Origin of the sequence: Luteitalea sp. (assembly GCA_009377605.1) — a bacterium.
Classification (GTDB): domain Bacteria; phylum Acidobacteriota; class Vicinamibacteria; order Vicinamibacterales; family Vicinamibacteraceae; genus WHTT01.
Window position 1 is genome coordinate 31,316 of record WHTT01000042.1, and the last position, 23,028, is coordinate 54,343.

Here is a 23,028-nt window from a genome sequence, read left to right on the forward strand (position 1 = left end):
CCTCTAAGCCGTGGACGCCTGCACTAGGAAATGGAGCAGATCGATCCGGGTCAGGATGCTGATCGGCTTCCGTTCTTCATCTACGACTACGACCGCATTGTATTTCTGTAGGCGTTCCTCGAGCGCCGAGAGCGGCGTCTGCAGGCTGACGATGGGCACGTTGCGGTTCATGCACTTGGCCACTACTGACTGCGGCCCTCCCGCGCCCGAGCTCAGGAAGGTCATGAGCTCTGCTTCAGAGACGATCCCAACGAGCACGCCACCCGACGAGACGGGTAGTTGCGAGATGCCCTGCTCGCGCATCGTCTCGATGACGGCACCAACCGTCTCGGTGTCTTCTGCCGCCACCAGATGTCGTCGAGGCGATTCCAGACGCTCGATGTCGCCAACCATCGCGTCGATCGACGGGGTTTGGAAGAACCCGTTGTCGCGCATCCACTTGTCGTCCAGGAACTTCGTGAGGTAGTTGCGCACGCCGTCGGGAAGGATCACGACGCAGTTCTCACCGGGGCCCAACTCTGGCGCGCGCTGCAGAGCCGCGTAGAGCGCCGATCCGCTCGATCCGCCGACCAACAGTCCCTCGTCACGAATCAGCCGGCGCGCCAGCAGGAACGACGGTCCATCGGTGGTCTTTACCCACTCGTCGACCACACTGCGATCGAGCACATCGGGAATAAAGTCGTAGCCGATGCCCTCGACCTTGTAGGGGCCGACGTCCGTGCTGCCTCCCAAGATCGAGCCGACCGGATCGGCGCCGACGATTCGGCAGCTCGGGCAGACCTCCTTGATGCGCCGGGCGACGCCGGTAATCGTGCCTCCCGTGCCCGCGCCGATCACGACCATGTCGACTTGGCCGTCGAGGTCGTCCAGAATCTCCTGGGCCGTCGCGTCATAATGCACACGCGGATTGTTGGGGTTGGAGTACTGGTCCAGGATGTGCGCGTTGGGAAGCTGCGATTGCAAGCGCCGCGCCACGTTGATATGGCTTTCGGGTGAGTCCGAGGCGGCCTCCGTGGGCGTGCGGATGATCTCGGCGCCCAGCGCCTCCAGCACGACCTGCTTTTCGCGGCTCATCTTTTCGGGCATCGTGATGACGATCCGATAGCCGCGGACGGCCGCAGCGAGCGCAATGCCGATGCCCGTGTTGCCGCTGGTGGGCTCGATCAACGTATCGCCGGGCTTGATACGGCCCTCGCGCTCGGCTGCTTCAACCATCGACCACCCGATGCGATCCTTGAGGGAGCCTCCGGGGTTGAGGAACTCGCACTTGCCCCAGAGCGTACACCTGAGATGGGCGCCAAGGCGGGCCAGCCGCACCAGCGGTGTCTTGCCGATGGCCTCGAGGATACTGTCGAACCTCATGGGATAATCCTAGCCGATCCCCAGATGGACCGAATGTCGTGTGGAGCCTTGCCAGCATCCTCCTCGCCCTCGTCGTCATCACGCCCGCGTGGGCACAAGCCACGCGCGGCTCTGACGCCGGGCTTCATCGCGCCGAGCAGCAAATATCGGCAGGCGATCTGCCGGGTGCACGGGACTCTCTCGAGCGCCTGGCCGCCGAGCGTCCGGATGACGTGCGCGTCAACTATCTCCTCGGTGTCGTTGCCGAGCACGAGAACAGGCTGCCCGAAGCAGTCGAGCAGTATCGACGCGTCGTGAAGGCGGCGCCAGACGAGGCGTTGGCGTGGGATCGGTTGGGCTTCGTGCAGGGGCGTCTGGGACGGACGGCCGACGCCATCTCGCACTTCGAGAAAGCAGCCGCGCTCGACCCGAATCTGTTCGACGCTCAGTATCATCTGGGAGCGACGAAATGGTGGACGAAGGACTTCCGCGGGGCGCTGCCCGCGCTGCGCTCTGCCGTGGCGCTCGATCCAAAGCATCCGGAGGCGCGTTACTACTTTGGCGTGACGCTCAAAGAGACCGGCGAGCTGCAAGCAGCGCTCGAAGCGCTGGAGGCTGCTGCCACACTCGGTCCTGGCCTTCCGCTCGTGCACCTGCAGCTCGGACTGGCTCGCAGAGAGGTGGGAGACATGGACGGCGCGGTCGCCGCAATCGAGCGCGCGGCGGCGCTCGATGCCGACAATCGGGACGCGCAGCATGCGCTCGCCTTGACGCTGGTCCAAAAGGGCGAATGGCGAGAAGCGGAGGCGCGTCTCACACGGTTGGTCCAACAGGATGCCACCGATTCGGTCGCGCGTCTGAACCTGGGCTACTCGCAGCTCCAGCGCGGCAATCTGCGCGGCGCCATTGCCACCTTTCAAGAGCTGGTCGAACAGGACCCGCAGAATGCCGAAGCCTTCTACAACCTTGGCATGGCGCTCAAGCAGCGGGACGAGTTCGACGACGCCGAGCGCGCCCTCAGCCGGGCGAAGGCACTCGACCCGACGTTGCCGGAAGCACCCTATACGCTTGGCGTCGTTCTCTGGCAAACGGGCCGGCTCGAGGAAGCCGTGCGCGAGTTCGACCAGGCGCTCGCGGTTGATCCCCAGATGGCGGATGCGCACTACATGCGCGGCACGGTCCTGAGGCAGCTTGGCCGCTTGGAGGACGCCATTGCCGCCTTTCGTCGAGCGGCACAGCTGAGACCGACGTCAGCAGAAACGTATCTCAGCCTTGGCCAGGCACTGCAGCAACAGCGCGACGCGACAGGGGCGGCGAACGCCTTTGCGGAGGCGAAGCGGCTGAACGAGCGCAAGACGGATGCGCAGGCGTCGACCTTCGCGGTGGGCGTCGGCCGCGAGAAGCTCAAACAACGCGACATCGCGGGAGCCATCACGCAGTTCCGCGAAGCCATTCGCCTGGCGCCGGCCAATCCACAAGCGCACTATCAGCTCGCGCTCGTGCTCCGCCTGCGCGGTCGAGACGACGAAGCTCGCAAGCACTTCGAGGAAGCTCGGCGCTTGGCGCCATATCTGAAGCCGCCGGGGGATGGGCGGGTGACAAGGTGAGGGGGTGACAAAGTGAAGGGGTGACGGGGTAAGCTTTCATCACGCTCAATGAAGCGCTGGCCAGGTACGCTTGGCACGGCCGCCACCATACGGCACACGTGAGCGCATTGAGAAGGCGGATGGGCTGGTAGAAGGTGTCGCTACATGGGTGCGCGATGGCTGACTGTGGTAGCTGCATCGATGGCAGCGTGGCTCCTGGGCACGCCGCATCCGATTGCGAGTCGTGCGGCGTCTTCCGCCTTGCCCTTCCGCTTCACGAACACGGCTCGTGAAGCCGGCCTGGATCAGCTGACGGTCTACGGAGGCCGCGAGACGAACACGTATCTTCTCGAGACCACAGGATCTGGTGTCGCGCTCACCGATTACGACAAGGATGGCTGGCTCGACGTCTTTCTCGTCAACGGCACCACGCTTGCCGGGTTCCCGAAGGGAGAGGAGCCGACCGCGCACCTCTACCGCAACAAGCGCGACGGCACGTTCGACGATGTCACGGAGCGCGCCGGCCTGCAGCAGAGCGGTTGGGGGCAGGGGGCCTGCGTTGGCGACTACGACAAGGATGATTGGGACGATCTCTACGTCACCTATTGGGGCCAGAATCGGCTGTTTCGCAACCGCGGCGACGGCACGTTCGAGGAGGTCACCGAGCGTGCGGGGCTGAAGACGCCGCGTCGTTGGGGAGCCGGCTGTGCATTCCTCGACTACGATCGCGACGGCGATCTCGATCTGTTTGCCGCCAACTACATCGCGATGGAGCTGGAGTCGACCCCAACGCCGTCATCCGGCCTGTGCCGTTACAAAGGCATTGCCGTTGCCTGCGGCCCGCCAGGGCTCGAGGGCGGCAAGAACGCTCTGTACCGCAACAACGGCGACGGCACCTTCGAGGATGTCTCTGCTCCCTCGGGCATCGCGCGCGCGAACGGGACATACGGGCTGGGCGTGAGCACGCTCGATTTCAACGACGATGGCTGGACCGACGTGTACGTGGCAAACGACTCGAGTCCAAGCGCTTTGTACATCAACCAGCGCGACGGCACGTTCAGTGACGAAGGCGTCAAGGCCGGCTGCGCATACAGTCAGGATGGCAAGCCCCAGGCAGGGATGGGTATTGCGATTGCCGACTTCGACCACAACGGGACGTTCGACATCTTCAAGACGAATTTTGCCGGCGACACCTCGACACTCTATATCAACCTGGATGGCGAATTCTGCGAGGATCGGACTTACAGCGCAGGGATCGGCGTGAACACCCGTTACCTGGGGTGGGGTGTCGCCTTTCTCGACCTCGACCACGACGGCTGGAAAGACCTCTTTCTCGTCAACGGGCACGTCTATCCGGAGGTGGCCCAACTCGAAGCCGAAGCGCACTACGAGCAGCGCAAGATCGTCTACCGCAATCTCGCGAACGGCCGCTTCGAGGACATTACCGATCGATTGGGCGAGCCAGTCACGGCGCCAAGAGCGGGCAGAGGGGCGGCGTTTGGCGATCTGGACAACGACGGCGACATCGACGTTGTCGTCAACAACGTACACGACCGGCCCGATCTGTTCCGGCTGGACCGGCAGACGAACCGGAGCTCCTCGACGGGTGATACACCGGGTCACCGATGGGTGCTCGTCGATTTGGTGGGCGGAAGGGGAAATCGACACGCTATCGGCGCACGCGTTCGCATCACGGCGGCTGGCACGACGCAGGTCGACGAAGTTCGTGGCGGCGGCAGCTACTACGCCCAGAACGACTTTCGCGTGCACTTCGGTCTCGGGAGCGCCGCGACAATCGAGCGGCTCGAGGTCCGCTGGCCGGACGGTCGTGACGAGGTCTGGACGAAGCTGCCGACCAACCAGATTCTCGAGATCAAGCAGGGTTCCGGAAGCCCCGGCGCGTGACCTCCACCATGTCGACACCTTCACGTCGCGTCGCGGTGGGGACCATCATCGCGGTTATTCTGACCGCATCGTCAGCGGCGGCCGTGCAGTCTCGAGCCACAGAATCACCGATCGATGCTTTGCTGGCTGATGCTCGTGTCTTGATTGACGCTGGCAAGCCGCGCGACGCGCTGGCGCACCTTCAGGCGGCTGGCGCGCCGGAGGACGTGCGAGTCGATGCGCTCGTCGGCGTGGCGTACTACCACGCCGACGAATACGACAAGGCGGTGCAACAGCTCCTGGCCATTCATCCGAAGCTCCCGGAGCGATCGGCGGAACGCCGGGAGGTCGAGAAGGTCTTGGGCCTGTCCTTGCACTTGCAGGGACGCTCTGCGGACGCGGTCCCTTGGCTGGAGCGCGCGCGTGCGGCCGGCGGTGACAGCCTCGAGCTCTCTCAGGTCCTGGCCGTTGCCTACCTCCAGACCCAGCAACCGGATCAGGTGCGTGCCGTGCTCGCACGTCTCTTTGGCGTGCCGTCGGATTCCGCGGCAGCCTCGCTCTTGACGGCACAGCTCATGATCCGCCACGAGCACAACAAGTCGGCAGAAGCCGCGCTCGAGCAGGCCGTCATGAAGGATCCGAAGCTCCCGCGCGCACACTTCCTCCTGGGCCAGCTCGCGTTGTTCGCCGGGCGGTACGACGAGGCCGTTCGTTGGACGGAGAAGGAGCTCGAGGTGAACCCCTCCGATGCCATGGCGTTCTCGCAGCTCGGCGACGCGTACGTGCATCTCCAGAAATGGGAGCCGGCCATCGCCGCGCTGCAACGCTCCATCTGGATCAATCCCTACTACAGCGCGCCGTTCATCCTGCTGGGCCGCGCGTACATGCGCATGGAACAGCCAGCCGCCGCGGAGGGGATGTTGCGCCGTGCCGTCCAATACGATCCAAACAACCGCCAGGCCCGCTACATGCTCGCGCGCGTGTTGCAGCAGTTGGGGCGAACGGACGAAGCCAAGCGCGAGCTGGCGATCATGCAGAAGCTCCCGCAGCGCCGGTAGGCGGGAGAAGGTGACAAGGTGAGGGGGTGACAAGGTGAGGGGGTGACAAGGTGAGGGGGTGACAAGGTGAGGGGTAGTTCGATGCACTGGCGTGGAAGCGGGGCGACGCTTTTCAAATCGGTCTACGCTTTTCCGTCGCTTGATGTGGGCTTGATATGCTGCGAGCCACCCGTTCACCTTGTCACCTAGTCACCCTTCGCCCCTCGCCCCTCGTATTGACTCCTGCGCGTGACCTCCGTAGCATTAGGCATTAAACGTTTCACCTCACCCGCCGCCCTTCGAGAAGCGGAGGCGTGCGCGCGCGGCAGCTGTCCGATGCGGCGGCCGCGCCGAGATCATGAGCGCTCGCCACCGCCGGCGTCGAACCGCGGCCTGCTTCGGGGGTACTTATGTCCAGCGTGTCCAGGTGCTCTATCTGTTGGCTGGCCCTCCGTCGCCACTTCTTGACGTGGCTTGCCTGCCTTGGCATTGCCCTAGGCCTGACAGCGAGCGCTGCCGCCCAAGCCGTGTACGGCAGCATCAGTGGGAGGGTCACGGATGAGAGCGGCGGTATTCTCCCCGGCGTCACCGTCACGATCACGAGTGTCGAGCGTCAGACCACCGACGCCGTGGTGAGCAACGCGTCCGGCTTCTACGTGAAGGATCGTCTCGTGCCTGGGGTCTACGAGATCAAAGCGGAGCTGCAAGGCTTCAAGCTGACGATCGTCCCACAGGTCACGGTGAGCGTCGACACGCAGACACCCGTGAACTTCACGTTGGAGGTTGGCGGGATGGCGGAGGAGGTGACGGTCACGGGCGGCGCGCCGCTGCTCAAGACCGACCGTGCCGATGTCGCGACGACCTTCGATACGCGGCAGGTGACCGACCTGCCCGTGTTGGATCGCAACGCCACGAAGTTCCTGCTCCTGACACCGGGAACCCAGCAGCTGCAATGGCAGCACGCCGCGAGTGAGAATCCGCAAGGGTCGACGCAGATTCAGGTGAACGGACAGCACTTCAGCCAAACGGGCTTCCAGCTCGACGGCACCGACAATCGCGACCCGATCCTCGGTATCGCCGTCATCAACGCCACGCTCGAGGGCGTCGCGGAGATGAAGATCACATCGCAGAACTACGAAGCGGAGTTTGGCCAGGCCCTGGCCGGAGTGGTGAGCGTGCGTACCAAGTCCGGGACGAACGAGCTGCACGGGAGCGCCTTCGAGTTCTATCAAGGCGACAGGTTTCAGGCGCGCAACCCGTTCACCCAGTTCCAGCCGGATCCGGTGACGGGGCGCTTCATCCCGCCAAGCAAGCGGAACCAGTTCGGCGGATCGTTGGGTGGCCCCCTACGGCGGAATCAGTGGTTCCTCTTCGGCGACTATCAGGGGACGCGAACCGAACAGGGCGGCTCGCTGCTGCTGACCGTGCCGACCGAGGAGGCGCGTCGCGGTGATCTGAGCGCGTATAGTGCGACCATCTACGATCCTGCGACCGGCGCTGCGGGCAGTCCAGGAGGCCGCCAGCCGTTCCCCGGTAACCGGGTTCCAGCGTCGCGATTGTCGCCTCAGGCGCAGGCGGTCCTCGAGCTCGTGCCGATGCCCAATGCGCCAGGGACGCAAAATGGCACGCGCGACAACTACGTGGCGTCGGTCACCGATACGTTCGATGAGAACTCGTTCAACCTGCGCCTCGACGGGCGGCTGAGCGAGAGCCTCAACACATTCGGACGCTACAGCGTTCAGGACTTCGCGCGCGATGGCCAGCCGGCCTTCGCCGAGGCGGGTGGCGATGCCATCGAGCTCGGCGGTGTATCAGACGTTCGTAACCAGAGCCTCGCGTATGGGGTTGACAAGGCCTTCAGCTCGACACTGTTGGCAGACTTCCGCTTCGGATGGTTTCGCTATCGGGTCGACGTCCTGCCGTTCGACTACGGCACGACGCCGGCCGCCGACGCCGGCATCCCGGGCCTGAACCTCGACACCGACTTCACCTCCGGCTTGCCGGCCATGTTCATCGGTGAGGAGGACGAGGACCGGTTCTTCGAGCTCGGATCGGGCCTCGGTGTGAACCGCTGTAACTGCCCGCTGGAGCAAGATGAGCAGCAATGGCAGATCGTCGGCAACCTGACGAAGCTGTGGCGCGACCATACCGTCAAGCTCGGCATCGACGTCCGACGGGCCTACAACTTGCGCGTGCCGAGCGATAACCATCGCTCTGGCGAGCTGACCTTCCTGCAATCACGCACCGCTGGCCCGGGTGGCGTCGGCGGGTTGCCGATCGCCTCGTTCCTGCTCGGCGACGTGAGCAGATTCAGCCGCTACGCCAGCACTGTGACCGATGCGAAGGAACGGCAATGGCGCCACTTCTATTACGCGCAGGACACGTGGCGTCCCACGCCGAAGCTGACGCTCAACTACGGCTTGCGCCTCGACGTCATCAATCCGCAGACCATCAACGGCGCCGGGAATGCAGGATTTCTCGACCTCGATACCGGCGAGATGAAAGTGGTGGGGGTCGGCGACATCGGCCTCAACGGCGACGTCGAGAATTCGTTCAACTGGGCGCCGCGCTTGAGCGCAGCCTACCAGCTCGACGAGAAGACGGTGATTCGCGCCGGATACGGTCGCGCGTACGACCTGGGCGTCTTCGGCTCGCTCTTCGGCCACAGCGTGACGCAGAACCTGCCGGTGCTCGCGGTGCAGAGCATGAACCCCCCGTCGGATTTCGACTCGGTGTTCTCGCTCTCGCAAGGGCCAGCTCCGCCCCCGTTCCCGGACGTGCCCTCCGACGGGCGGTTCCCCTTGCCGGTAGGCGTCAGCGCGCGCGCACTGCCCGACAAGCAGCGACCGCTGGCCATCGACGCCTTCAACGTCTTCGTCCAGCGGCAGCTCCAAGATGATCTCTCGATCGAAGTAGGCTACGTAGGCAATCGTGGTGAGAACGTGTTCGCTGGTGACGGACCCGAGACCAACGTCAACGAACCAACAATCGACGGTTTTGCAGAGAGCCTCTCGCGTGACGAGCGTCGTCCGTTCTTCGAAGGCCGCCGTACCGCCGTCGGGAACTACGGCGGCAGCTTCGGGTGGACGCAGGACATCGGGTACTTCTGCAATTGTGCGAACAACTGGTACGATGCGTTGCAAACAAAGCTCGAGAAACGGTTCTCGAACGGGTACAGCTATCGAATCTCCTACACGCTTCAAAAGGCGGTCGGGCAGGGCGGCGGCGGCTTCTTCTGGGACTCCGACCTCGAGAAAGGGGTGCAGGACTGGGATCGGACCCATACGATTGTCGCCTCGCTCGTTACGGAGCTTCCCATTGGCCGCGATCGGCTGTTCTTGTCAGATATCGCTCCAGCGCTGGAGTACATCGTCGGCGGGTGGCAAGTCAATGCCAACCACACCTGGATGAGCGGCTTGCCCTTCAACGTGAATTACCGAGGAGCGGCGGACGATCGCGACGTGGGACCGAATCGTCCGGATCTCATCGGCGATCCCGAGGGACCCAAGACCAGAGACCAGTGGTTCAACGTCACGCCGATCGGCGAGGCGGGCAGCGCCTTTGGCCGCCCAGCCCGCGGCAGCTTCGGCAACCTGGAGCGGAACGCGCTGCGTGGATCGACGTTCTGGCAGACCGACGCGTCGCTCTTCAAGCACTTTCGCGTGGGCGCGACGGGCGACTTACAGATACGCATCGAAGCGCTCAACCTCTTCAACCATGTCAACTTGGGGCTTCCGGATACGACGATTGGGGTGGCCGGCGACCTGAACGAGAACGCGGGCCGCATCACGGGAACCGCCTTCGAGGGCACGGCACCTATGCGAAGGCTCCAGTTTGCCGTGCGCTATACGTTCTGATGCACGCCGAGAAAAAGGAACCGGGTAACTTTTCCGGGAACGAATGCAGCCGGAAAAGGTACCCGGTTCCTTTTCTCGGCGCCTAGCGTTTTTGTACTATTGACCCATTCTTTGCCCCGACGTTGACTGAACCATGCCAATACGGCGGCTGATGCCGGCTCATTGGTTGGTGGCCGGCTTCCTGCTCCTGCTCGCCAACAGCGCCTATCTCGCCGCGTACGCTGAGGCGACGGCTTTCTACTTCGTCAACGTGGTCCTGCATCCGGTCGGCGGCATGGCGCTCGCCATTGCTACGGCCTGGGCGGTAACACGCCGGCGCATCAGGGTCCCGGCGCTGCTCGCGGTCGGCCTCATGTTGCTGGCCGCCGGCTTGGTCCTGGGCTTGCTCGTTGCCTGGCTTGGCGCGACGCGTCCTTACTACTGGCTGCTGTACAACCACATCCTGCTGAGTGTCTCCGGCAGCGTGGTCGTGCTCGTTCACCTCACCCTGGCCGCGCGCTTGCTGGTGGCACCGGAGCGACGCTGGTTGCTTGGCGCGATTGGCGTAGTCCTCCTGTTTGGCGTGGCGGCGTCCGCGCGGCTCGCCCGCCATGACGCGACCCGCCGAACCATCCATCGAATTGCGAACCCAAAGACCGTGCCGGCGAGCATGACCGACGAGGGCGCCGGCCCTACCAGCCCCTTCTGGCCGTCATCGGCCAACACCAACGTCGATGGCATCATCCCTGCGAACTTCTTCCTCACAAGTCAGGAGTGTGGCCGCTGTCACGAAGACGTTTACGAACAGTGGTCCTCGTCTGCGCACCACTTCTCATCGTTCAACAACCAGTGGTACCGCAAGTCGATTGAGTACATGCAGGATGTCATTGGGACGAAGCCATCGCGGTGGTGTGCCGGTTGCCATGACCACGCGATGTTCTTCAATGGTCGCTTCGATCGGCCGGCCGTCGAGCAGATCGATACGCCTGAAGCGCAGGCGGGACTCGGTTGCACGTCGTGCCATGCCATGACGCACGTCAAGAGCTCGATGGGGCAGGGCGACTTCATCGTCGAGTATCCACCCCTGCACGACTTGGCCACGAGCGACAATGCCTTTCTGCGCTGGACGCACGACAAGCTGCTGGAGCTCGACCCGCAGCCGCACCGCGAGACGTTCCTCAAGCCATTCCACACCGAGCAGACGCCGGAGTTCTGCTCTACGTGCCACAAGGTCCATCTCGACCTGCCGGTGAACAACTACCGCTGGTTCCGCGGTTTCAACGACTACGACAACTGGCAAGCGTCCGGCGTGTCCGGACAAGGCGCTCGCTCGTTCTACTATCCGCCAGAGCCGCAGACGTGCAGGGACTGCCACATGCCGCTCGTCGACTCGGACGATCCGGCGGCGACGGACGGCAAGGTCCGCTCTCACCGCTTTCCTGGGGCGAACACCGCGCTGCCGTACGTCAATCGTGACGATGAGCAGTTGAAGGTGGTGCAGGACTTCCTGCGAAACGGACAGATCACGGTGGACATCTTTGGCTTCGCCCGCACAGACGAAACAGCGGACGCGGCTCCCGTGAGTGCACCACGCGAGGAACCGGAGATTGCGAGCACGTTTGCTGTCGGTGAGGAGTCAGCCAACTTCGGCGCGAGCCAGGCGTTCATTGCGCCGCCGGTCGAAGTGGTTGGTCCGCTTGGCCACGTCGATGCAAGCGTCAAACGCGGCGAGTCGGTCCGCCTGGAGGTCGTCGTCCGCACTCGCGGTGTCGGGCACTTCTTTCCAGGCGGGACCGTTGATGCGTTCGACGTGTGGGTCGAGCTCGAAGCACGAGATGAGACCGGACGCAAGATTTTCCACAGTGGGCAGATAGAAGACGGAGGCAAGGGTCCGGTGGAGCCTGGCGCGCACTTCTATCGGAGCCTGCTGCTCGATGGCCAGGGCAATCCCATCAACAAGCGCAACGCCTGGATGGCCCGCTCTGTCGCCTACGTGCGCCTCATTCCACCGGGTGCCGCCGACACGCTCCACTATCGGTTGCGGATTCCGCCGGATGCCGGGGAGCGCATCTTCATCACCGCCAAGGTGAACTACCGCAAGTTCATGTGGTGGAACACCCAGTGGGCGTTTGCCGGCATACGTGATCCTACGCATCGTGATTACGCGCTCGCGCCCAGCCACGATTCCGGCCGGTGGGTGTTCAGCGGCGATACCTCGGACGTGTCCGGGAAGATCAAGGAGATTCCAGACCTTCCGGTAACCGTGATGGCCGAGCAGCAGGCGGAGCTTCGCGTGCTGCCGGCAAGCGTGCCGTTACCCGACCAGTCGCCGTACCTCCACGCCTCGGTGCGCGAGCGCTGGAACGACTACGGGATCGGCTTGCTGTTGCAAGGCGACCTCAAGGGCGCCGAGGCGGCGTTCCTCAAGGTGACCGAGACGGATCCCGGCTACGCGGACGGCTGGGTGAACGTCGCGCGGGCACGCATCCAAGAGGGCAATCTCGAAGGGGCCGGGGCGATGCTGCGGAAAGCACTCACGGTGGATGAGAATCTCGCCGCGGCACATTTCTTTCTTGGCACGGTGCTCAAAAACGCCGGGCGCTATGACGACGCGCTCGCTCATCTGCGCAAGGCTGCCGCACAGTACCCGCGGGACCGGGTAGTCCGCAACCAGGTTGCACGCGTCCTCTTCTTGAAGCGCCGCTACGAGGAGGCGATAGCGGAGCTCGAGCATGTCCTCACGATTGACCCGGAGGACCTGCAGGCGCATTACAATCTCATGCTCTGCTACCGTGGCGTCGGAGACCGTGAACGGGCGGCTCGCGAGCAGAAGCTCTACGAGCGCTTCAAGGCAGACGAGGCCTCGCAGGCGATCACCGGTCCGTATCGTCAGCTCCACCCGGACGACAACAACGAGCGGCAGCCCATCCACGAGCACCGGTCGGTGGATGTCAGCCCTCGCGATTCCGCGCGATATCGGACAGAATCAGTAGGTAGGGACGCCTCGCCGAGGCGTCCTGGCGGCGCGTTCGGCGAACGCGCCCTACCACCGTCTGCCGGCCGTGGATCACGATGACAAACTTGCGCGCAGTCTTTGTAGCGCAGGCCTTTAGGCCTGCCGGGCTCGTGTTGGTTCTGGCGATCCTTCTGCTTGCTTCGGCGCGTGCGACCGACTCCTCCACGTCCGTCTTCACGGATGTGACCAAAGAGGCCGGCATTCGCTTTCGTCACACCAACGGCGCGTTCGGCAAGAAGTACCTCCCAGAGACCATGGGCTCCGGCGTGGTTGTCCTCGATGCGAACGGAGACGGCCACCAGGACCTCTTCTTCGTCAACTCGAGGGCCTGGCCTGGCCACGGCAAAGAGCAGAGCCGGTCGGCCTTCTATCGCAACAACGGTGACGCGACCTTTATGGACGCGACGCGTGACGCGGGCCTCGTCTTCGACGCGTACGCCATGGGTGGCGCGGCGGCCGACTATGACAATGACGGTGACGTGGATCTCTACGTCACGGCGCTTGGCCCGAACCGGCTGTTTCGAAACGACGGCGAGGGACGGTTCGAGGACGTCACGAAGCGCGCCGGCGTCGGCGATACCAGCTTCTCGATGGGGGCGATGTGGTTCGATTTCGATAAAGATGGCCGGTTGGATCTGTACGTGGCCAACTACGTGCAGTGGTCGATCGAAAAGGACCTTTTCTGCACGCTCGACGGTAAGACCAAGTCGTACTGCACGCCGGAGTCGTACGCAGGGCAGACGCCAAGGCTGTATCGCAACAAGGGTGATGGCACCTTCGACGATGTGACCGAGCGGGCGGGGCTCCACGATCCAACGTCCAAGGCGCTGGGTGTGGCGGTGATCGACTACGACGATGATGGCTGGCCGGATCTCTTCGTCGCCAACGACACGCAGCCGAACCGCCTATATCGCAACAACGGCGACGCCACGTTCACCGATGAAGGGGTCGCGGCAGGCGTCGCGTTCGACGAGACCGGCGTTGCGCGGGCAGGAATGGGCGTCGATGCGGCCGACTACGACGGCAGTGGCCGCCAGAGCCTCATCATCGGCAACTTCGCCAACGAGATGATGGCCTTGTATCACAACGAGGGCAATGGGCTCTTCATTGACGAGGCACCACCCTCGGCCCTTGGCCGACAAACGCTGCTCACGCTCACCTTTGGCTGCTTCTTCTTCGACTATGATCTCGACGGCTGGCTCGATATCCTCGCCGTCAACGGCCATGTCGCAGACGACATCAACCGTGTGCAGCCCAACGTGACCTACGCACAACGGCCGCAGCTATTCCGGAGCCAGGGCGGCAAGCGCTTCGTGGATGTGTCGGCCGCAGTGGGCCAAGCGTTCCAGCAGCCCATTGTCGGGCGGGGCGCTGCCTATCTCGATTACGATAACGATGGTGACCTGGACCTCGTCGTCACGGCCAACAACGGGCCGGCGCGACTCCTGCGGAATGACGGGGCAAGCGAGCAGCACGCGTTGCGCGTCGCCACGATCGGCAGCGTGTCGAACCGAAGCGGCCTTGGCGCCAAGGTCGTGGCGACTGTGGCGAAGGGGCAGAAGCGCTGGGCGCTGGTGAAGTCGGGCTCGAGCTATCTCTCCCAGAGCGACCTGGCCGTGACGTTTGGTCTTGGCCGTGCGCCGCGCGTGAGCGCGCTCGACGTCCGATGGCCGAGCGGGCGAGTCGATCGCGTTGGCGCAGTCGATGCCGGCCAGACGGTCATCGTGCGCGAAGGTAAAGGTATCGTGCGGCGAGTCCCGTTCATAGGCGCGACGGATTCGTCGAACACGAAGTAGCAATCGGGAATTCATTTCCAGAGATGTCACGTCGTCAAAACACGCTTGCCCTGGTTGGCCTCACCCTGGTCGTTGTCGGCGCCTGGCTTCAGGGGCGGTCGCAGGAGGCGGATAGCGGCGCTGTGTCTGCCAAGCAAGAAGAGGCCTATCGCGAGAACAATATCGGTGTCGCACGGCTGGAGCAGTTCGATGCCAAGAGCGCCGTCGAGAGCTTTCGCAAGGCGCTTGCTGCCGCACCGGATCTCGTCATCGCCCGCGTGAATCTTGCCATTGCTCATTTCTACGTTCCCGATCTGACGGCGGCGCGCACCGAGGCGGAGGCGGCGGCGCAGGGGGCACCGGATCGACCGCAGGCGCATTACGTCCTCGGTCTCATCGCGAAGTCGGAGAACCGCATAGACGAGGCGAAGGCGGCCTTCGAGCGTGTCCTCGCGATTGATCCGCGCGATGTCGGCGCGCTGGTGAACCTGGGACAGCTCGAGATGCAGCAGCGGGGGTACGACGCTGCAAACGCGCTATTCGAGCGCGCCGTCGAGGCGGAGCCCTACAACGCGACGGCGGCGTACAGCCTTGCCGTGGCGTTCATGCGTGCAGGCCGTCGTGACGAGGGCACCAAAGCCATGGCGCGGTTCCAGAAGCTGCGTGAGAGCGGCGTGGCGACCACGTTCTCCAACGCCTACCTGGAACAAGGGCGCTACGCCGAGGCCATCACGTCGACCGGAGCGGAGCCGGGGCTGGTAGACGAGGCGACGCCCGCCGTGACGTTCGTCGCTTCTCGAGATGCGCTGCCGGACGAGGCGGCGAGCGCAGACGAGGTGCAGAAAGCTCCTTCCGAAGTCGGCGCACAGCCTGGTGGAAGCGTGACGCTGCTAGATCTCGACCGCGATGGTGATCTCGACCTGCTTCGCGCGGAGCGGGATCCACCTGGCGCGGGAGGCTCGCTGAGAGCCTACGCGAATGACGAGGGCCAATTCTCGGATGTGTCGGAGCGGGTTGGCCTTGGGACAGCGGTGGCTTCGATCGAGCCCTTTGCCGCCATTGGCGGCGACTACGACAATGACGGCCGTGTCGACCTCTTCTTGCTTGGCGCCGGCGGGAACCGCCTGTTGCGGCAGAGTGAGAGCGGCCGCTTCGAGGATGAGACCAAGACCGCGAAGGTGCCACAGCCTGCGGGTCCGCACGTCGGGGCGAGCTTCGTCGATCTGGATCATGACGGCGATCTCGACCTGGCGCTCATCGCCGCGGAGCCCCGTCAGCCGGGCGCACAGACCGGGGCGCGCAGTCTGCTGTTGCGCAACAACGGCGACGGGACGTTTGCCGATATCACGGAGGCTGCGCGCGTTGGCGTTGTCGCGGGCGCACAGGTCGTGCCGACCGACGTGGACAATCGACGAGACGTGGACCTGCTGATCGTCGGATCGGGTCAGCCGTCGCGTCTCTTCAGGAACATGCGGGATGGCACGTTCCAGGACGTGGCGTCCGAGCTTGGTCTTCCCACGACCCCGACTTCGGCCTCCGCTGCCGCCGACGTCAACAAGGATGGGTTCACGGATTTCTTTTTCGGCGCAGACGATGAAGGTGCCGCCGCGCGGGGCACGCTGAGCCTGAGCACCGGTGACGGGAGCTTCAGCTCTTCCAAATCGGGCCCGAATCCAGAGTCCCCGGGTCTCTCGCAATTTCTCGATTACGACAATGACGGGCTGCTGGATCTGCTCGTGTCGACCGCGCAGGGATTTCGTCTGTGGAGGAACCTCGGTGCGCGGTGGGACGACGTTTCAGAGAAGGCACTCCCCGCGCCGCTTCGCCAAGGGGCCGAACATGCCGGGTCCGAGCATGCCAGCTTTGCAACCGGTGATCTCGATGGCGATGGAGACACGGATCTGGTCGTCCGCGGCGCCGATGGCACGATCACGGTCTGGCGCAACGAGGGTGGCAACGCGAACCGCTCCGTTCAGGTTCGCCTGACCGCGCAGGTCAGCAACCGCAGCGCGTATGGCGCGAAGATCGAGATGCGAGCCGGCTCACTGTGGCAAAAGCTCGAGTACGTGAGTGCCTGGCCCGCTTCTGCGCCGGCGGACATCAGCTTTGGCCTCGGCCAGCGGACGAGTGCCGATGTCGTCCGCGTGCTCTGGCCAGCTGGCATCTTGCAGGCAGAGATTCCTCCGGCACCGGCGGCTGCCGACGATACGCAGGTCGTCTCGCTGACGGAGCTCGACCGCAAACCCTCTTCCTGCCCCTATCTCTTCACCTGGAACGGCGACCAATTCGAGTTCGTGACCGACTTTCTCGGTGGTGGCGAGATGGGCTACCTTGTCGCGCCCGGCGTCTTCAACACTCCGGATCCGATCGAGTACGTGCGTATTCGGGGCGACCAACTGCGTGCGCGCGACGGGCGCTACGAGCTCCGCGTCACCAACGAGCTCGAGGAGACCTTGTATCTGGATCACGCGAGGCTCGTGGTCGTGACGCACCGCGCAGACGAGGAGGTGTATCCAAACGAGGGGATGACGCACACGCCAAAGCCGTTTCGGCTCTTTGCCGTGAGGGATTCCCGCGTGCCGGCGCGCGCCCTTGACCATGCCGGCCGTGACGTCATTGATCGGATCGCGCGCTTGGACCGGCGCTTCGTCGATCGGTTGCCGCTCGAGAAGATTCGCGGCTATGCCAAGCTGCACGCGTTGACGCTGGACTTGAGCCCGTCGCACCCCTTGTCCGGGACGAGCGAGTCCGACGGCCAGCTACTGCTCTTGACCGGCTGGACCGATTACGCGTTTTCGAGTGACAACCTGGCCGCCCACCAGGCTGGCCTCGCGCTCGTGCCGCCGTCTCTTCAGGTGAAGGACGGGCGCGGTCGCTGGCAGACGGTAATCGACAACATTGGCATTCCGGTGGGCCGGCCGCAGACCGTGCCTGTCGATCTCACGGGGAAATGGCTCTCCGACAACCGCGAGGTGCGCATCGTCACGTCGATGCGCGTGTATTGGGATCTCATCCGACTGGCGACGCCGGTGTCAGTGATCGAGAACGAGACGGAGAGCGAGCCACTGAAGTGGGAGCAGCTCGATCCTGTCGGAGCCCGTCTGGCGTGGCGCGGCTTTTCCGACGAAGCTGCGGTGACAGCGGACGACAGCCAGCCGCTGGACTTCGATTACGACCGGGTGAGCTTCCTCTCGCCGTGGAAGGTGATGCGAGGACGCTATACGCGTGAAGGAGATGTTCGCCCGTTGCTCCAGATGGCAGACGACAAGTTCGTGGTCGCTCGACCAGGCGACGAGATTGCGCTCTCATTCGACGCCACCGCTCTGGCACCTCTCCCGGAAGGTCAGACGCGAACGTTCCTCCTCTACGCGGACGGCTTCAGCAAGGAGATGGATCTGAACTCCGCCAGCCCGGATCTCACCCTGCCCTTGCCGTTCCACGACATGACCAACTATCCGTACCCGGCGCCGGAAGCCTACCCGGACACGCCTGCGCACAGGCGCTATCGCGCCGAATACAACACGCGGGCGGTCGGCCGACCTATCTCTCCGATCGAGACCAGCATGGCACGTCGGTAGTCGACCGTCTGCCGGTCTCGTACAGCACCGCGAGTTCCCGCAGCCATGTTGGAGCCGTTCTGGCGACGGGCGGGCTTCTCAGGCCATCATCTGGACCGCCGCACCACCACGACCTCACTGGTTTGACTCCCGAGCAGTTCGATGCGATTCTGGGCTTGCCGGAGGCCAATCCGGTGCCGCAACCCAATCGCTGGATGCCGTGATGATCACTCTCAAAGCCGATTTCAACCACGTCGACGCGCTAGGGCGGCTGCGGCTCGAAGATCTGCGGATGCATGAGCAAACCCCTTTCGTGGAGATCGCTTCAAAGCGCCAGCCGCTCATCTTCGTGGACGGTGAGGACATGGTCCGTGGCGAGCTGGTCCACGATCGGCAGCTCGGGTGGATGGGCAAAGTTGACTGGTCCACACAAGACCTCTGGGAGTCGTATCCGCCCGCCGTCGCCACTGGTTGAGCGTTTGAATCTTCGCGCAGCTGCGACTGCTCGGTTCCCCGAAATGAATGCGTCTGTCCGCGTGCCTCCCTCGCCGTGCACAATTGTTTTCGAATTCAGATCAGCAGGCACTTAGGCAGGGCCCGCTTCGGCGCCGGCGGGCGCTCGCGACTGCTGCCGAGCGGGAATGCGGGTGCCGGCGTTCACGAGCACTACGGCCACGACGATCATCGCGCCAGCGATCAGGACACGCGGTGTGATCGCCTCGTTGCCAAGCGCCCAGCCGAGCCAAACAGCCACCACAGGGTTCACGTATGTGTGGGTCGCGACCAGTGTTGCTGGAAAGTGGCCGAGCAGCCAGGTGTACGCCGTGAACGCCACGAGCGAGCCAAACGTAACCAGGTATCCCACGGCGAGCGCGGACCGGAGCGACACAGGATTCGCAGCGAGCCTGGCCGGCTCTCCTGCAGCCGTCAACGCGATCAACAGCCAGGCCGCGCCGGCGAGGAGCGGCAGCGCTGCGCGAGCGAGCGGATCACGCGGCATTGGCGCGCGCGCGGCGTAGACGATACCAAGCGTCCATGCGAGCGTGCCGCCCAGAATCACGAGGGTGCCGACCAGTAAGCCGGCCGACGAGCTCTCGGTGCTCATCGGACCCATCAGCAGCGCGACGCCTGCCAGCCCAATAGCCTGGCCGGCGATCGCACGCCCGGTCGGTCGCGTGCCGCCCGGTGGCAGGGCGACGAGGATTGCCAGCCAGATGGGCTCGGTGGCAACAATCAGCGCCGCAAGACCGGAGGGCACGGTCTGTTCGGCCCAATGGAGGCCGCCGTGGCCCAGCAGGAAGAAGAGGAAGCCGACCACCGCGGCTGCTTTCCACTCGCGCCATGTGGGCCGGTACCCGCGGCTATACGCCCACGCAAACAGCAACAAGCCGGCGATGCTATGTCGCATCGCAGCGGTCGTCAGCGGTGGCACCGTTTCGACGGCAAATCGAATCGCGAGGTACGTCGACCCCCAAATCACGTAGATCGCGAAGAAGGACAGGGCGACGAGCGTTCGGGATGGGCTCGAGGGCATTGCGCCTCTACAATCGTGGTATGACTAGTAACCATCAACATCGAATTAACAGGTTACAATTCTATGCGACATCGTATAACCTGTCAATTGCCATATGATGGTTACCAACGACGGGAGCATGAGCTCAGCTATCGCAGCCAAGGCCGATATCGAGTTTGAGCTGACGGCGGGTGAGCTCTGCCTCGACTTCGCAAACACGTTAACAGGCCCGGACCATCGCCGAGACCTCTTGAAAGATTATGGCGCGCTGGTGGCTTGGAGCCGGCAGACGAGCCTTGTCTCGCCGCGCGAAGCTCTGCTTCTGCTGCGCGAAGGCGCGAAGGCGCCCCGTACTGCACGCTCGGTGCTCGCGCGCGCGCGGCGGCTGCGCGATGTCATCTTCCGGGCCTTTTCTGCGGTTGCGGCACGGCGCCAAGTGGCGCCGGGGGACCTCGACGAGCTCAACACGTTTATAGCGGATGCGCTGCGGCATCGCCGGCTCACAGCGGCCGGTGATCACTTCGAGTGGCAATGGACACGGGACGAGCCCACCGCGCTTGGGCGCATGCTGTGGCCGATCGCACAATCCGCGGTCGACTTGCTCACGTCTGAGCGTGTCTCCTCGGTGCGCGAGTGTGCCGCGCCGACCTGCGCCTGGCTCTTCTTGGACCAGAGCCACAACAAGACACGCCGCTGGTGCGACATGAAGGTCTGCGGCAACCGCGCGAAGGCGCGCCGGTTCCATCAGAAGGCGCGGGAGCGTTAGGCTGGGTTTTGCTATAGCCACGGGATGCAATGCCTCCCCGGACGTGGCACGAGAACCTGAGGGGATTGATTTATCACTTCACATTGGCAATACGCATGAACTCGTTCTGGAACGAGTTAGGCACAATAGTTGTGCCACCCGCCTAGTCCCCGCCGTCGGGCAGTTGCCAGGTTATCGCGCGCTTCGGAGATCGCTAGGCGAGTACCGCTGAAGCCGCGCGGTGCCACACCAATGATCGTGGCTGGAACGTCGCTCACTCGGATCGCCGTCCCGATTGCCTCCGAGCCCTGCTCGAACGTGTTGTTCCAGAATCTGTAACTGAGAATGGCTGCGAGAGGAGCACCGGGCCGATTGTCCGCTGGCGTGAAGTCTCGGCCGACCGGCAACCTCACGCCGAGTAGTCGGAAGTAGTCTGGTGTGACGAAGAGCGCTTGGACATCGCGCGTCACGCCGTGCGACGTGAGCGCGACTGCCTGCATGGCGATACCAGTAACGCCGGTGAACGTGTCATACGACTCTCTAATGCGAAGAAGGGCCTCGTACGGAAACCCATCGCTCAGCCCGAAGTCCGACCGCGTATGGAATGTGACGAGACGGTCGGGCTTGTCGACAGGGAGCGGCTCGATGAGGATCCGGCTGACGATGCCGGCCATTGTGGCAACGGCGCCGATGGCGAGCGCGAGGGCAAATACACACGCCGCCGTGGGACCGGGCCGCTGGAGCAGCCTCCGAAGCGCGTGACGAACCTCGGACATGTTCTGCGCCTAGTGTATCAGCCGCTTTGGGTACAATGGCTGTGCGAGTAAGTTGCCCGAGATATCGTCCAGCGCCGAGGACCTTACGATCGGCGTTCCGAGGGCCGCGCCGGATCCCGACGCCTCGGTCCTCGTCTTGGAGTTGTCACGATGACCGAGCTAGAGCAGCTCTTCGGCGCCTGTAACATCGTAGCGATGGTCGGCTGGCTGCTGCTGGTGGTCGTCCCGCACTATCGGACACCCCGGCTCGTGGCGGCGGTTGTCATCCCGTTGCTGCTGGCCACGGTGTACCTCGTGCTGATCGCCACGAGCTTCTTCGGTGCAGAGGGTGGCTTCGGATCGCTTCAAGATGTGGCGCGCCTGTTCGAGCAACCGGTGTTGCTGCTGGCAGGGTGGGTCCACTACTTGGCCTTCGACCTCTTCATCGGCGCCTGGGAGACACGGGATGCGCGGCGCGCCGGCGTGCCGCACCTCATGGTGGTGCCATGTCTGATTCTGACGTTCATGCTCGGTCCAATCGGCCTGCTGGCCTACCTGGCCCTCCGGGCCTGGCGGGCGCACGACCTGGACCTCGTGAGCTCTTGAGCTGGTACGTCGGCGAGATCTTCCGACGTGACGCCCTGCTCGCGTGGGTCGGGGTGATCAATCTTGCGCTCGCGCTGGTGATGGTCCTTCTGCTGCCGTTCGACACCCGCCTTGTCGCCGGGATCAATCCTTGGATCAAGCCACTCAAGTTTGCCCTCTCGATCGCGCTCTACGCGTTCACGGTCGCGTGGTATATGGGCGAAGCGCAGAAAGGCGGAGCGCTGCGCTCCACGGTGCGATGGGGCATTGCTCTGGCGATGATGACCGAGATTGCCTGCATTGGCATGCAGGCCGCGCGCGGGACGACGTCGCATTTCAACAATGCAACTGCCTTCGATGCAGGCGTGTTTCAGCTCATGGGTGCGATGATCAGTCTCAATACCGTGTTAGGTATCGGATTGCTGTGGCTGCTACGCGGGCCGACGGCGGCGCCGCGCGTGGCGTATCTGTGGGGTCTGCGCTTCGGGTTGGTGTTGTTCCTGCTGGCGACAGTCGAGGGTTTTGCGATGGTCGCTGCAAGTGCCCACACGGTGGCGCTCCCCGATGGCGGACCTGGCCTGCCGTTCCTCAATTGGAGCACCCGAGCGGGCGACCTGCGCGTAGCACATTTCCTCGGACTCCATTCGTTGCAGATCTTCCCGATTGCTGGTTATCTGCTGGATCAGCTGCGACCGTACTGGTCCTCAGGAGGACGCGTCACAGCCATGGGCGCCTGCGCCGCCGTGTGGCTGGCCCTGATGGTCGGTCTCTTCCTCCAAGCGATGGCCGGCCGCCCCTTCCTGGCGTTGTGAAAAAGGAACCGGGTACCTTTTCGCGACCGAAAAGGTACCCGGTTCCTTTTTTCGCTACGATTGTCAGCATGACGCCTCTCCGCTATTCCGTCGCGGCGTGCCAGACCGACTTGTCGAACCCGCTCGAGCGCGCCCAAATGCGCGCGAACACCGACCGTATGGTGTCGATGATCGATGCCGCGGTCGGCGGCCAGGCACCCTTCCTTCCGGTTCGTCTCCTCGTCTTTCCGGAGTTCGCCCATGCCGCGCCGGTCTTTCCCACCGTGGGCGAGTTGCTCGAGAAGCTTGCCGTGCCTATCCCAAACGAGCACACGGAACGCCTCCACGCGAAGGCTCGCGAGCACGACATCTATATTCAGAGCGGCTCGATGCTCGAAGTGGACGATCGCTGGCCTGGCGTCGTATTCAACACGAGCTGCCTCATCGGGCCGGCAGGGATTCTCTACAAATACCGAAAGGTCAACACCTGGATCCCGTTCGAGGTGCACGCGAGCCCCCACGATCTCGACGGATACGACGAACCGCTGTTTCCGGTTGCGGACACGGCTATCGGACGCCTCGGCTGCGCGATCTGCTACGACTGGCT

The 23,028-nt window shown here is 64.0% G+C and carries 15 protein-coding genes and 1 pseudogene; 13 read left to right on the forward strand and 3 right to left on the reverse strand.

The features are described 5' to 3' along the window. Nucleotides 1-3: 3 nt before the first annotated feature. Nucleotides 4-1,362: a cystathionine beta-synthase gene (locus GEV06_15240; GenBank protein ID MPZ19248.1), complete on the reverse strand. Its 1,359-nt coding sequence runs from the start codon at nucleotides 1,360-1,362 to the stop codon at nucleotides 4-6. On the opposite strand from GEV06_15240, the gene GEV06_15245 reads away from it, so the two are divergent. The 9 genes and pseudogenes from GEV06_15245 to GEV06_15285 all read left to right on the forward strand — a co-directional run bounded on the left by GEV06_15245 (nucleotide 1,323) and on the right by GEV06_15285 (nucleotide 18,507). Then, nucleotides 1,323-2,948, forward strand: coding sequence for a tetratricopeptide repeat protein (locus GEV06_15245; protein MPZ19249.1), 1,626 nt, complete (start codon nucleotides 1,323-1,325; stop codon nucleotides 2,946-2,948). The two genes, GEV06_15240 and GEV06_15245, sit on opposite strands and share 40 nt — an antisense overlap. A gap of 41 nt (nucleotides 2,949-2,989) precedes the next feature. Next, nucleotides 2,990-3,079 (forward strand): annotated as a pseudogene (locus GEV06_15250) (metal-dependent hydrolase). Between the two features lie 13 nt (nucleotides 3,080-3,092). Continuing rightward, nucleotides 3,093-4,832, forward strand: coding sequence for a CRTAC1 family protein (locus GEV06_15255; protein ID MPZ19250.1), 1,740 nt, complete (start codon nucleotides 3,093-3,095; stop codon nucleotides 4,830-4,832). Between the two features lie 8 nt (nucleotides 4,833-4,840). After that, the gene (locus tag GEV06_15260; protein MPZ19251.1) at nucleotides 4,841-5,869 is read left to right on the forward strand and encodes a tetratricopeptide repeat protein; all 1,029 of its coding nucleotides are present in this window, start codon (nucleotides 4,841-4,843) and stop codon (nucleotides 5,867-5,869) included. A 389-nt stretch (nucleotides 5,870-6,258) separates the two neighbouring features. Next, nucleotides 6,259-9,705 (forward strand): hypothetical protein, encoded by a 3,447-nt coding sequence (locus tag GEV06_15265; protein MPZ19252.1) that lies wholly within the window; start codon nucleotides 6,259-6,261, stop codon nucleotides 9,703-9,705. A gap of 151 nt (nucleotides 9,706-9,856) precedes the next feature. Further along, entirely contained in the window at nucleotides 9,857-12,760 is a 2,904-nt protein-coding gene (locus GEV06_15270) for a tetratricopeptide repeat protein (protein MPZ19253.1), read from the forward strand. Beyond that, complete coding sequence (locus GEV06_15275) at nucleotides 12,757-14,496, forward strand: CRTAC1 family protein (GenBank protein ID MPZ19254.1); 1,740 nt, start codon at nucleotides 12,757-12,759, stop codon at nucleotides 14,494-14,496. The genes GEV06_15270 and GEV06_15275 overlap by 4 nt, the downstream gene beginning before the upstream one ends. A gap of 23 nt (nucleotides 14,497-14,519) precedes the next feature. Beyond that, nucleotides 14,520-18,053: a tetratricopeptide repeat protein gene (locus tag GEV06_15280; protein ID MPZ19255.1), complete on the forward strand. Its 3,534-nt coding sequence runs from the start codon at nucleotides 14,520-14,522 to the stop codon at nucleotides 18,051-18,053. A gap of 202 nt (nucleotides 18,054-18,255) precedes the next feature. Beyond that, complete coding sequence (locus GEV06_15285) at nucleotides 18,256-18,507, forward strand: hypothetical protein (protein MPZ19256.1); 252 nt, start codon at nucleotides 18,256-18,258, stop codon at nucleotides 18,505-18,507. A 111-nt stretch (nucleotides 18,508-18,618) separates the two neighbouring features. Here the strand turns inward: GEV06_15285 and GEV06_15290 are convergent, their stop codons facing one another. Beyond that, entirely contained in the window at nucleotides 18,619-19,566 is a 948-nt protein-coding gene (locus GEV06_15290) for an EamA family transporter (protein MPZ19257.1), read from the reverse strand. A gap of 94 nt (nucleotides 19,567-19,660) precedes the next feature. On the opposite strand from GEV06_15290, the gene GEV06_15295 reads away from it, so the two are divergent. Beyond that, nucleotides 19,661-20,311: a hypothetical protein gene (locus tag GEV06_15295; protein MPZ19258.1), complete on the forward strand. Its 651-nt coding sequence runs from the start codon at nucleotides 19,661-19,663 to the stop codon at nucleotides 20,309-20,311. 116 nt (nucleotides 20,312-20,427) lie between these two features. Here GEV06_15295 and GEV06_15300 read toward each other — a convergent pair whose 3' ends face one another. After that, a complete protein-coding gene (locus tag GEV06_15300; GenBank protein MPZ19259.1) occupies nucleotides 20,428-21,066 on the reverse strand; it encodes a hypothetical protein in 639 nt (212 codons plus the stop codon). Between the two features lie 150 nt (nucleotides 21,067-21,216). On the opposite strand from GEV06_15300, the gene GEV06_15305 reads away from it, so the two are divergent. The 3 genes from GEV06_15305 to GEV06_15315 form a co-directional block, all read left to right on the forward strand. Next, nucleotides 21,217-21,651 (forward strand): DUF4281 domain-containing protein, encoded by a 435-nt coding sequence (locus GEV06_15305; GenBank protein ID MPZ19260.1) that lies wholly within the window; start codon nucleotides 21,217-21,219, stop codon nucleotides 21,649-21,651. Next, nucleotides 21,648-22,442 carry a hypothetical protein gene (locus GEV06_15310; protein ID MPZ19261.1) on the forward strand — a complete coding sequence of 265 codons (795 nt, stop codon included), beginning with the start codon at nucleotides 21,648-21,650 and terminating at the stop codon, nucleotides 22,440-22,442. Before GEV06_15305 ends, GEV06_15310 begins: the two co-directional genes overlap by 4 nt. A 68-nt stretch (nucleotides 22,443-22,510) precedes the next feature. After that, on the forward strand, nucleotides 22,511-23,028 hold a 518-nt coding region (locus GEV06_15315; GenBank protein ID MPZ19262.1), incomplete at its 3' end, for a nitrilase.